At 71.4% G+C, this 11,226-nt stretch carries 5 protein-coding genes; 1 reads left to right on the top strand and 4 read right to left on the bottom strand.

Going from position 1 to position 11,226, the window contains the following annotated elements; all coding sequences use genetic code 11:
* On the top strand, positions 1-661 hold a 661-nt coding region (locus ACYQ2W_RS07495), incomplete at its 5' end, for a hypothetical protein (protein WP_459864863.1).
* A gap of 590 nt (positions 662-1,251) precedes the next feature.
* On the opposite strand, the gene ACYQ2W_RS07490 is transcribed toward ACYQ2W_RS07495, so the two are convergent.
* The 4 genes from ACYQ2W_RS07490 to ACYQ2W_RS07475 are packed head-to-tail and all read right to left on the bottom strand — an operon-like array spanning position 1,252 to position 10,982.
* Positions 1,252-2,616 carry an HlyD family type I secretion periplasmic adaptor subunit gene (locus ACYQ2W_RS07490; protein WP_459864860.1) on the bottom strand — a complete coding sequence of 455 codons (1,365 nt, stop codon included), beginning with the start codon at positions 2,614-2,616 and terminating at the stop codon, positions 1,252-1,254.
* Positions 2,616-6,527, bottom strand: coding sequence for a peptidase domain-containing ABC transporter (locus ACYQ2W_RS07485; RefSeq protein WP_459864857.1), 3,912 nt, complete (start codon positions 6,525-6,527; stop codon positions 2,616-2,618). The genes ACYQ2W_RS07490 and ACYQ2W_RS07485 overlap by 1 nt, the downstream gene beginning before the upstream one ends.
* A 1-nt stretch (position 6,528) precedes the next feature.
* Complete coding sequence (locus ACYQ2W_RS07480) at positions 6,529-8,205, bottom strand: LuxR C-terminal-related transcriptional regulator (RefSeq protein ID WP_459864854.1); 1,677 nt, start codon at positions 8,203-8,205, stop codon at positions 6,529-6,531.
* Entirely contained in the window at positions 8,202-10,982 is a 2,781-nt protein-coding gene (locus tag ACYQ2W_RS07475) for an efflux transporter outer membrane subunit (RefSeq protein ID WP_459864851.1), read from the bottom strand. Before ACYQ2W_RS07475 ends, ACYQ2W_RS07480 begins: the two co-directional genes overlap by 4 nt.
* Positions 10,983-11,226: the final 244 nt, after the last annotated feature.

Below are 11,226 nucleotides of genomic sequence, written 5' to 3'. Positions count from 1 at the left end.
CGTCGTCGCGGACGTGACGGTGGTCGGGGTAGTTGCCGAGGTCACGGTAGTGGGCGTCGTCGCAGACGTCACCGTCGTCGGCGTGGTGGGCGTCGTCGCGGACGTGACGGTGGTCGGGGTAGTCGCCGAGGTCACCGTGGTGGGCGTCGTCGCGGACGTGACCGTCGTCGGGGTAGTCGCCGAGGTCACCGTGGTGGGCGTGGTCGCGGACGTGACGGTGGTCGGAGTGGTCGCCGAAGTTACCGTGGTGGGCGTCGTCGCGGACGTGGCGGTCGTCGGCGTGGTCGCCGAAGTCACGGTGGTGGGCGTCGTCGCGGACGTGACGGTGGTCGGCGTGGTCGCCGAGGTCACCGTGGTGGGTGTCGTCGCAGACGTCACGGTCGTCGGCGTCGTCGCCGAGGTCACCGTGGTGGGCGTCGTCGCGGACGTGACCGTCGTCGGGGTAGTCGCCGAGGTCACCGTGGTAGGCGTCGTCGCAGACGTAACGGTGGTCGGAGTGGTCGCCGAGGTCACCGTGGTCGGCGTCGTCGCGGACGTCGCGGTGGTCGGTGTGGTGACGGTGGTGGCCTCGGCCGTCGGCTGGGCGCCAGAGCCGCCACTGCCGCTATTCAGGGTGCTGCTTTGGAGCGGCTCGGTGCGCAGTGAGGAGGCGGGTGGTTGATTGCCGCCGCCGGCGCCGGCCTCGACGTCACCCTGCGGGGAGGTGACGTCGAACAACGGGGGGGTGGTCACCGGTTGGCCACCGCTCCCGTCGGTCTGTTCGCCGTCCTGGCCACCGGTACCGCTCTGGCCGCTGCGCACGCCGAGACCGCGGTCGTGGATCCGCCCTTCATCGTAGTGGGCACGACCGCGCAGATCGGAGTCGTGGAGGGCGGTCTGGACGTTTTCGTTGCCGCCGCCGTCCACCCGCTCGGGCGGGGCGGTGAGGTCTTCGGGGCTGGCCCCCTCGTCACTCTCCTGGGTGCGGCTGAGTACCGTCAGGTCGTCGAAGAGGACCGATTCCTCGTGCTGTGCGGGGTTCCCTTCACCGTTGGTCGAGTGGTTCTCGGTAGGCTTGGTTTCATTCTCGGACATCGCACGATTCCCCACAGGCACTTGTTCTCACTACGAGCTTACGCAGGCCCGTTACCCCCCACTAGACGACCAAAGGTTAGTAAGCATTTTCCCTATCAAGGAAAAGGAATACGCCACGCGCCGGACCCGTTCCGCAGATCCGGAAAGGCAGAGCCGTGGCGGCCGGAGGATCGGGCTTCAGCGCTCCCGGAAGGCGCTGGACAGGGCGTTGACCACCGGCTTCGAGAGATAGGCGAGCAGGGTCTTGTGGCCGGTGAGGATCTCCGCTTCGACGGCCATGCCGGCCTGCAGAGGATGACGGCTGGGGTCGTCGCCGACGTAGGGTTTGTCGAGGGCGACCCAACCGAGGAAGTAGGGGCGGCCGTCGTCGCCGACCACGTTGGAAGCGGAGATGCGTTTGAGGATGCCGGTGGCGAAGCCGAAGCGGGAGTAGTCGTAGCTGCTGACCCGCAGGTTGACCTCCTGGCCGACCTTCACGTAACCGACGTCCTTGGGGGCGATCCGCACCTCAGCCTCGAGGGCGGCAGCGGCGGGGACGATCTGCATCAGCAGCGAGCCGGGCTGGACCACTTGGCCGACGGTCTGCACCTTGAGGTTGTGGACGTAACCGCGGGTGGGCGCGCGCACCTCCAGGCGGTTGACCCGGGCGTCGAGGCGGCGCAGGGTCTCCTCCACTTCGGCGATCTCGGCCCGTACCGTACCCATCTCGGCCAGGGCGTCGCGGCGCAGCTGGTTGGCGCTGTCGATGCGCCGGCTCTCGGCCTCGGCCAGCTCCTGGTTGACCAGGTCGATCTCTTGGACGATCCGGTTCACTTCACCCTGGGCGGTGACCTCGGCGCGGCGGGTCTCCAGCAGGGTGGTGCGGTCGATCAGCTTGCGTGCGGCGAGCCCTTCGCGCATCGCGACCATCTCGGCGGTGAGGCCCTGCTGTTCGCGGGCGGCGGCCAGCGACTCGTCGAGCTGGGCGAGACGCCGTTTACGCTGATCCACCTGGCGGTCGAGGATGTCCAGGGTGGAGGTGCGGGTGGCCATCTGGTTGAGGTAGAGGCCGCGCTGGTCGGAGACCAGATCGGGGTACTGCTCGGCGTAGGCGGAGAAATCGGGCTTGCGCTCCTCGGTGAAGGCGGCGAGCCGTTCGGCGCGCAGCTTGAGCGAAGCGAGGCGCGCCTCCATCTGGCGCTGGTCGGCGTGGGCCTGCGAACCGTCGATGCGCAGCAGCACCTGCCCCTTCTCCACCAGCATGCGGTCCTCGACGTTGATCGCGTCGACCACCCCGCCGTCGAGGTGCTGGACCACCTTGATGTTACCGGCCGGCACGACTTCGCCGGGGGCGGTTGCCACCTCGGTGAGGTCGGTCAAGCCGGCCCAGCCGATGAAGGAGATGACCATCGCGGCGACCACGTAGAGAATCGGCCGGACGAAGGCGGGGATCAGCTCCTCCTCCACCTGGACGGTCTCGGAGAGCAGCCGCCGCTCGCGCTTGCCGAAGACGGTCTGGCGCATCTCTTCGGCTCCTTCGGTGCTGGTAACTCGCAGAAACATCAGCGTAATCCCGCCATCACTTTCTCTTGGATCTTGTCGAAGGGGCCCATCGCGGTGACGCTCCCCTTCTCCAGGTAGACCACCAGATCGGACATCCGCATGTGGCCCGGCCGGTGGGTGACGATGAGCAGGGTGGCCCGTCCGCGCAGCCAGCGGATGCAGCGGGTCAGCGCCGCCTCGCCGGCGCGGTCCATGCCGGTCCCCGGTTCGTCCATCAATACGACCGATGCAGGCTTAAGCACGGTTCGTGCCAGTGACAGTCGTTGACGGAAGCCGTGGGGCAGTTGGTCGGAGCGGCTGTTGGAGATCCGCGTGTCGAAGCCATAGGGCAGCGCCTCCACGTCTTCCCGCAGGCCGGCCATCTCCGCGGCCCAGCGCACCTCTTCGTCGGTGGCGGCGGGGTGGACCAGGCGCAGGTTCTGGGTGACGGTGCCGTAGAACAGCTCGCAGTTCTGCGGCATATAGCTGATCTGCGAGCGCAGGTCGGTGGTGGTGAGCTGGCGGATGTCGACATTATCCAGGCGCAAGGTGCCGGCCTGGGGCACGTAGACCCGCAGGATCTGCTTGAACAGCGTCGATTTTCCGGCGCCGTCGGGGCCGGTGATGGCGACCATCTGCTTCGGCCGGGCGACGAAGGTGACGCCGAGCAGCGCCGGGTCGGCATCGTTGGCGTAGCGGAAGGAGACCCGCGACAGCGCCAGCCCGCCGCGGGTCTCGGGGCGGATGGTCTGCTTGACGCCGCTGTCACGCTCGCCGGGCAGGCGCATCAGGTTCTCCACCTGGCGGATGTTGGTGGTCACCCGCACGATCGAGGTGGCGGCGAGGAAGACGTTCTGCATCGGCCCGGTGAGCCGCCAGGTGAGGATCATGGTGGCGATCATCGCACCGCTGGTGATCTGACCGTGGGTGGCGAGGATCGCCGAGACGATCAGTGCCATCACCCCGGTGCCGGTGCCGATGGTCTGGGCGATCGCCCCCACCCGCTGGTGGGCCTGGTGTTCGCGGAAGGCGTTCATCACCGCGTGGCCGCTCATCTCGCGCAGCCGCGCCATCCAGGTGGGGCCGGCGCCGGTGGCGCGAATCACGCGCATCGCGCTGAGGGTCTCGTTGATGAACTCCCAGCGCAGCGCCGAACCGCGCGAGGAGGTCTCCACCGCCCGCCCGCTGGTCTGGCGCACGGCGAGACCGAGAAGCCCGAAGGCGCAGGCGGAGACCGCCAGCACGGCGAGGATCCAGGGGTTGATGATGATCAACGCGGTCAGCATCACCAGGGTGGCCGGCAGATCGAAGGCGAGCAGCGCCAGCGGCCCGAGGAAAAACTCGCGCAGCCGCTCCAGGTTGCGGATGCGCCCCACCTGGCGGCTCACCGAGAGCCCCTCGATGGAGGAGGCGGGCAGGCCGATGATGCGCGCGAAGACGCTCACCCCGAGGATGTATTCGGAGCGCCCGCCGACGTAGGCGAGGAGCCGGCTCTTGAACACCGTGAGCATCCAGTTGAGCGCGGTGGCGATCCCCACCCCGACCAGCAGGTAGGCCGCCATGCGGATGTCGCCGGCGGGCAGCACCCGGTCGTACATGGACATCACGAAGAGCGGCGTGGCCAGCGCCAGCACGGTGCTCAGCACGGTCACCGCGAGGGCCATCCCCAGGTGGCGGCGGAAGCGCCAGATCAGCCCGCCGAGCCAGCTCGACTTCACCGCCGCCGCCCGGGTGTTGGGCCGCTCGCGCTTCTTGAAGACGTAGAAGTCGCCGCCCCCCGGCAGCCGATCGACCCACCGCTCCTCGGCGCTGACGCCGTCGAACAGCCGCAGCCGGCCGTCGTCGCTGCACTCCAGCACCAGTTGGGCGCCGCTCCCCTTGGGCAGGTAGAGACAGGGCAGCAGCCGCGGGTCCGGATGGTCGGAGAGGTGGCCGGCGTGGCGCGGCGGGTAGTCGAGGTTGGCGAGCACGGCAAAGAAGCCGGAGAGGTCGAGCTGCTCGTCCATATGCGGCAGCGCCTCGGCCAACTCCCGTTCGCGGCCGTCCCAGCCGAGCCGGTGGAGCAGCGGCAGCAGGCAGTTGGAGAGGTCGGTGGCGCGACGGAAGCGCTCCGCCACCAATTGCGCCTCCGGCCGCTCGCCGGCGGGCCGCGGGATCGGCTCCTCGCTCTCGCCGGCATCCCCCGCGCGGCTCGGTTCGCCCTCCCGGAGGCGGCCGTCGGCGAGGGTGTAGACCCGGTCGGCGAGGCGCAGCAACGATGGCCGGTGGGTCACCAGCACCAGGGTGCGCCGCCCCTTCTCCCGCTCCAGGTACTGACGGACCACCCGGTCGCCGTCGATGTCGAGCGCGATGTTGGCCTCGTCGAAGAGGATCACCTCGGGGTCGCGGGTCAGTGCGCGGATGATGGTGATCAGCTGGCGCACCCCCATCGGCAGGGTCTCGCCGGCATCCTCGCCGAGGCGGGTCTCGTAGCCCAGGCGCATCCCGGAGACGATGGTGTCCAGACCCAGCTCGCGGGCCACTTCGAGGGCCCGCGGTTTGAGGCGATCCTCGTACATGGTCAGGTTGTCGAGGATGGTGCCGGCAACCACCGTGCCGCTCTGCGGCAGCAGGGCGATGCGGCGATGGAACGAATCGGCGGAGAACCCGGCCAGCGGCTGGCCGTCCACCAGCATCTCGCCGCGGTCGGGGCGCTCCATACCGGCGAGCAGTGCCATCAGGGTACTCTTGCCGCTGCCGCTCTCGCCGCGGATGGCGATGCAGCCGCCGGCCGGGATGGTCAGATCGAGGCCGGAGAAGAGCGGCCGCTCGGCGTCGAAGCACACCTCCACCTGACGCAGCTCCAGCCCCTCCCCGATCCGCGGCAGCGGCGGCTTGTCCGCCTCCTCGACCACCGGCAGCTCCATCAGCTCGCTCAACCGCCGGTCGGCGGCGACGAACCCCTGGTAGCGCAGCCACACCGCGAGCCCCCGGCGTAGCGGGGCCAGCGAGCGCACCGAGAGCATCATGCAGGCGGCCAGCGAGCCGGGGGTCATCTCGCCGTCGATCACCACCCAGGCGCCGCTGAAGATGACCCCGGCGATCATCACCTGGGAGAAGAGCGTGCCCAGCCCGGTGGCGAGCGTACTGCCGTGGGTGAGCTTCTCGCCCTGCTCGGCGTTGGCCTCCTGCAGCCGCTCGTAGCGGCGCAGCATGGAGTCCTCCATCATCATCGTCTTCACCGAGTGGATGCCGCTGAGCACCTCGGTGAGGAAACTGAAGCGGCGGTCGTCGCTGAGGTGGCGGGCCTGCACCTGGTCACGCATCCAGCGCCCGTAGCGCACGGTGAACAGCGCGAAGACCAGCAGCAGGATGGCGGGCACCCACACCAGTTGGCCGGCGATCAAGTAGATCAGCAGCAGAAACAGCGCGGCGAAGGGCAGGTCGAAGAGCACCAGCAGCGCCTGACCGGAGTAGAACTCGGCGACCTTCGCCGCGGCGTGCAGCTTCTCGGCGTAGGCCCCCGGTTCCTCGCGGGCGTAGCGGCGCATCGGCACCTTGAGCAGCCGCTCCATCGCCTCCAGGGTGGCGCGATGCTCGAAGCGCGCCCCCAGCCAGCTGGTGACCACGCCGTTGAGGGCGCGCAGCAGCTCCTCCAGGATCAGCGCGGCAACCACCCCGATGGCGAGGAAGGTGAGGGTGGCCATCGCCTGGTTCTTCACCACCCGGTCGAGGATCTGCAGGATCGCCAGCGGCAGGGCCAGCGCTAGCATGTTGGAGAGCAGGCCGCTGACCATCAGCCCCGGCAGCACCCGGCGCAGGTCGCTGGAGCCGAGCAACCGGCGCAGCGCACCGAACACGCCCACGCCCGTCGCGGACCTGCTCGCCGCGCCCCCGGCGGGTGCGGCGGTCACGGCGTCCGGAACCTGCCGCTCTGCGATCGACTCGCTCATCTCACGACCCTCCCCACTCCACCCCCAGCTGGGCGACGATGCGCCGCACCAGCGGGTGGTGGAACGCGACCTCGCCGGCCGGGGTGTGCGTCAACACCCCGACGCGAACCGCCGCCGCCGCCGCCCGTTCCACCGGCAACAGCGGCTCGGCCAACGCCTCGGCCAGCGCCGGGAGGGCCATCGGTCCCGGCCCGCGGGCCACGGTATGCAGCAGTTTCCAGTCCAATTCGAACCCATCCAGTCGTGAAATCACCACCATCAGCAGGGGCAGCGACAGGGCGCCGCCGGCACGCGCCAACTCGCGGGCGAAAAACGGCACCCCCGCCGCCTCGCCTACGTGCCGGGCGATGCGCGCCCGGTCCTCGGCGATGCCGTCGCCACGCCCCTGCCGGAGCAGCGCCGCCACCGCCTGATCGTCGATCCGCCGCAGGTGGAGCCGCTCGCAGCGCTCCCCCTCGGCCACTCGCCGCCCGGCCAGCACCACCACCCGGCCGCCGGCCGCCGCCGCCTCGCCCCACTGCGCCACGCGATCACGCAACGCCCCGGGGAGCAGGTGAAAGTCGTCCACCAGCAGCAGCTCCGACGGCCCACCGGGGGGACGCTCGAAGCGCGCCCTGGCCGCCGCCTCGGTGAGCGGCGCGCCGTCGGCGGCGTCGCACAGCGCCGCCACCCCGGCCACCGGCAGCCCACGCAGATAGGTCACCCGCCCGCCGAGGGTGCGGCTGCGGGCGGCGGCGGCGCGGCAGAGCCGCGACTTGCCCATGCCGCTCTCCCCTTCCAGCCGCAGCAGCCGCCCCTCGCCGGCGGCGAGCACCTCCGCCAGCCGCCGCCACTCCGCCTCCCGACCGGGCCCGGAAAGGTCGGCGCCGTCGCCCTCCTCCGGCAGCTCGACGCGAAAGAGCCGCGCCAGCCCGACGAACGGCAGGCACCCCGGCGTGCCCGCGACGCCGCCCAAGCCGAATGACGCCATCACCTCCCGCACCGGGGGATCGAAACAGAGGTCGCCGGCGGCAGTCTCGGCCAGCCGCTTGCGCGCCGCGGCGATCACCGGGCTGGCCACCGCCTCGCCGCTCCAGCCACCGTGGCGCCGCTTGCTGACGATCGCCATCCCCGCCCCCAGCCCGCCGCGCAGCCCGGCGGCGAGGCGCGGGTCGTGCTCCCGCACCTCCTCGTGGAGCGCCATCGCCAGTTGCAGGGCGGCCACCAGATCGTGCTCGGAGGCGTGGCGCACGCCGAACATCAGGTCGCCGGCGCCCCCCTCGCGGGCGAGAAACAGCGCCCCGCCGTCGTAGGCCAACCCGGCGAGGGTGCGGTGCAGGCGGCGCGCCGCCTCCGCCGGCGCCTCCGCGGGCAGTGCCACGCAGAGCACCACGCAGGGGCGGCGCACCAGGATCCCCTCCTCTGCCAGCGGCGCGGAGACGGCATCCTTTACCGTCTCCGAGGCCTCCAGCAGCGCCATGCCGTGGGAGACCGCCATCGCCCGGTTGCGCACATTGAGCCGCTTGAACAGCGCCACCACGTGCTGCTTCACGGTGCCGACGCCGATCCCCAGCTCGCGGGCGATCTCTTTGTTGACCTTGCCCTCGCAGAGCAGCCGCAGGATCTCCCGCTGGCGGGGGGTGAGTGGTGGGGCGCGATGGGCGGCGGCGGGCTCGCCGGCGGGGGACACCCCGCTCACGGCGCTCCCCCGTCGGTGGATGGCGGCAGGGCGCGCGGCTGGCCGCCGCCGTCCAGCTCGGCCGGCACCACCACCGCGTCCGCCCCCTGGCCGCGCAGCGCCTCCACTTGCGAGTCCACCCCGTCGCGCTGCGGCGAGGCGCCGAGGCGCACCGTGTACCACGGCTCGCCGTCGCCGCCGTCCACCACACAGACGTAGGCCGGGAAGCCCCGTTCCCGCCAGCGGGCGGCGGTCCGCTCCGCCCCACCGCGGGCCTGGTAGGAGCCGAGCTGCAGCGCGTAGCCGATGGTGACGCTGGGCCGCCCGTCGGCGTCCAGATGCTGGGGCACGACGAAGGCGTCGACCCCCTCGCGGACGCTGAACGCCTCCCGTTCGGCAAGCGCCGCGGCGCGCTCCAGGCACGGCGCCAGGCGCACCGAATAGCGGCGCGCGGCGCCCTCGCCGACCACCCGCACCACATAGGGGTCGTACCCCTTGGCGTGCCACAGGGCGGCGGTGGCGGCAGCGGCGTCGAGATGGGTGTAGTAACCGAGCTGGACCGCAAAGCCCTCGACCCGCTCGGGACGCCCGGCCCCGTCCAGCCGCTGGGGCACCACCACGGCCTCCACCCCCTCCGCCCGGGCGAGCGCCGCGGCATCGCGCTCCACCGCCTCGCGGGAGGGGCCGGGGGCGACCCGTACGGTATGCCAGGCGCGCCCCTCCCCGGCCTCCACCGGGATGACGAAGGGGCGGTAGCCCTTCTCCCGCCACGGGGCGAGCGCGGCGTGGGCCCGTTCCGCACTGCTGTAGGTGCCGAGCTGGACGGCGAAGCCGTCGCTGGCGGCGGGCGCCTCCGCGGCGGGCGCGGCGGCCGGCATCGATGAGTCGTCCGCCGCCGCGGTCGGCGTCTCGGCGATGCTCCAGGGGAACCGCCCGGCGAAGGTCTGGCGCTCCTCGGAGGTGACCACCCGGCAGCGCTGCTGCTCGGCACGCAGGGTCTCGCACCAACGGTCAGCCGCCGCTTCGTCGGGGAAACCGTCGACGAACAGCCGGTACCAGCTGGCCGCCGCCCCCTCCGGGGCCACCGTCGCCTGGGCCAGCCGCGCCAGCAGGGCGTGGCCGCCGACCATCGCCGGGTAGCGCCCCTGCAGATCGCGCCAACTCGCCTCGACCCCGTCGCGCAGGTGGACGCCGGAGAGCTCCACCAGCCACCCCGCCCCCTCGCGGCTCCACTCGTAGGGCTGCCAACCGTCGTCCGCCGGCCCCGGCCCGGCGGGGACGTCCGCCGCCGCACCACCCCCGGCCCCTGCGTTCCCGGCAGGCCGCTCCCCCTCGCCGGGCAGCGACACGCGCTCGGGGGTGCCGCCGCCGAGGGCGGAGAAGAGCGCCACCAGCCCCTGGTAGTTCTCCATGCGGAAGCGGTGGAGATCATCCAGATTGCGGTGATAGGTACGCACGGTGTCGAGCAGGGTGAGGTAGTCGATGGCCCCCAGGGTGTAGGCCTCGCGGCTGTGGCGCCAGGCGCTCTCCGCCGCCTCGGTGGCCTCGCTCTGGATCTCCAGCCGGCGACCGTTCTGGTCGATCGAGGCGAGCGCGTCCTCCACCTCCAGCATCGCCGTGTAGATCACCCGCACGTAGGTCTCCACCATCTCCTCGTGGACCGCGCGCGCGTAGTCCTCCTCACGGTCGCGGTCACCGCCGTCGAACAGGGTCACGGACAGATTGGCGACAAAGTCCCAGAAGAGGGTGTGGGGCTGGAAGAGTTGCGAGAGGTAGTTGCTGCCGTAGCCCACCCGGGCGGTAAGATCCAACGGCGGCAGCAGCCGGGCGCGGGCCACCTCGATGTCGGCGTCGGCCGCCAGCAGCCGCGCCTCCACCGCGCGCACGTCGGGGCGGCGCAACAGCAGCGACGAGGGGACCCCCGGCACCACCCGCGGATAGCGCAAGGCGTCGAGGCCATCCTCGGAGAGGATCAGCCCCCGCGACACCCCGCCGGTGAGCAGTGCGAGGCGGTTGGCCAACTGCTCGCGGCGCAGCGCCAGGGTCGGCAGGGTGGCGCGCACGCTGTGCACCGCGGCACGCTGCTGCTCCAGGTCGGTGATGGTGGCGTCGCCCTTCTCCAGCCGCGCCCGCATCGCCTCCAGCATATCCCGCAGCACCCGCTCGGTCTCCCGCGCCACCCGCATCCGGTCGTTCAGCGAGAGGTATTCGACATAGACGTCGACCACCTCGGCGATCAGCTTGCGGCGGCGGTCGTCGTGTTCGAAGATCGCCCGCCACAGGGCCAGCTCGGCCGACTCGTGGAGCGCCCTGCGCTCGCCCCACAGATCCACCCGCAGGTCGCCGCGCAGGCTGATCTGGTCGGTCTGCTCGGAGGAGACCTTTCCGCCCTTGGACACCGTGCCGATGCCGTTGCGCGGCGCCTCCACCTTGTGCTCCACCGGCACGGTGACCGTCGGCAGCCGGCCGGCACGCGCCTGTTCCGCCCGCGCCTTGGCCTGCAACACCTGCTGGGCGGCGATGCGCAGCTCCTGGCTGTTGGCCAGGGCGCGGTCGATCAGCCCGTCGAGCTCGCGGCTGCCGAGCAGCCGCCACCAGGTGGCGAGGCGCCGATCGAGGGCCGGCTCCACGGGGACGGACGACGAGCCGGTGCCCGCGATCTCGGCCGGCTCGATGGCGGCGTACCGGTAGCGATCGGGCAGCGGGACCTGCGGGGTGTCGAAGCGACCGCCGTCGGCGGCACAGCCGGCAAGGAGCAGGGACAGCACGAAGAGCGACAGGGGAGCGGATGGGCGCATGCGCATCCGGAAGACGCCGAGGGCGGAGCGGGCCCCCGGTCCACCACTGGACCCGGGGGCCGATGCATGACAATCTGCAAAGACCATCGTTAACCCATCATGCCTATCGTTACACGAGACTCGTCGTTTTAGGCATCCCTGTCCCCGCCATACCGCCAGCCGATGGGCGTATTTCCTACAGAAGCATCCCGCTGAATACGCACAACTTGTTTACGATCCCCGATGCGGAGTCGTCAGTTTACAC

The organism is Endothiovibrio diazotrophicus (assembly GCF_054657215.1).
Note: the sequence above shows the minus strand (reverse complement) of the source record. Positions and strands in the feature narration are given on the sequence as shown.